The sequence below is a fragment of the Pseudoalteromonas sp. NZS127 genome (assembly GCF_015864805.1).
In the GTDB taxonomy this organism is placed as follows: Bacteria; Pseudomonadota; Gammaproteobacteria; order Enterobacterales; family Alteromonadaceae; genus Pseudoalteromonas; species Pseudoalteromonas nigrifaciens.
The window spans coordinates 1-803 of sequence record NZ_JADYWN010000064.1; the positions used below are offsets into that span (position 1 = coordinate 1).

Genomic DNA, 803 nt, shown 5'->3' on the forward strand with positions numbered 1-803 from the left:
AGCACCGCCTCACGACCGCCGCTGGGCGCCGTGGACAGTTCCTTGATGGCGCGGAACACCGTGTCCCAGTCAGCGTCCGAAGTCGCGGCCGAGGCAGTGTCCTGTTGGGCTGTTGCAGAAGGCGCGGAAGTAGCACTGGCTTGGGACGCCGCTGCAGCAGCCGCGTCTTGGGCCTTTTTTGCGAACTCTGCCTTCTTGGCAAGGTACTGGGCCGAGGACTCAATCTTGAAGGACTGATCCTTGGGGTCTGGGTCGCCGGGCTTCTGGGCGTAGGCGGTCTGTGTTTCTTCGCTCACCCAGTAGCGCGTGCCCTCGGGGTCGCCGTCCACAAGGTCGGCCTTGGTGGCAGGCTCGTCGGTCTTCTTGGTGCGGGGCTTCTTGGTCTCTGCGGTAGGCGCTGCAGCAGCGGCTTCAGGGGCGCCGGCCACGGCGGTGATGGTGCCTGCGCTCTGCAGGATGGTGACAAGGGTCTTCAGCGATGTGTCGATGGATTCCAGGCGGTCTTCGATGTTCATGAGTGCTCCAGTTTGAAAATTTAAGTTGCTCGGTGAGCGGACTGAAGTGTATGCGAAATTTCGCGTTTGCGTAATACCCGACAAAAGTTTGTGACCTTTTGCGAAAAAACTTGTCGTTGTTCACACTTGTCGGTAAAGTTCAGTTGTCAGTAACGACAAACCAACGAAAGCACCAGATGACCCGCAAACTCACCGTCAGCACCAAGTGGCTCGAAATGGCCGCCATCAAGCTGGAGATCGACGCGCAGGACTCCCTGCACACCTGGATCGTCCTCGGCCAAACCCACC

General features: G+C 59.3%; 1 protein-coding gene. It reads right to left on the minus strand.

The features are described from left to right. Nucleotides 1-515 (minus strand): hypothetical protein (locus I6E78_RS18435; protein ID WP_197183118.1); only part of this gene is annotated, 515 nt, incomplete at its 3' end. Between the last annotated feature and the right edge of the window lie 288 nt (nucleotides 516-803).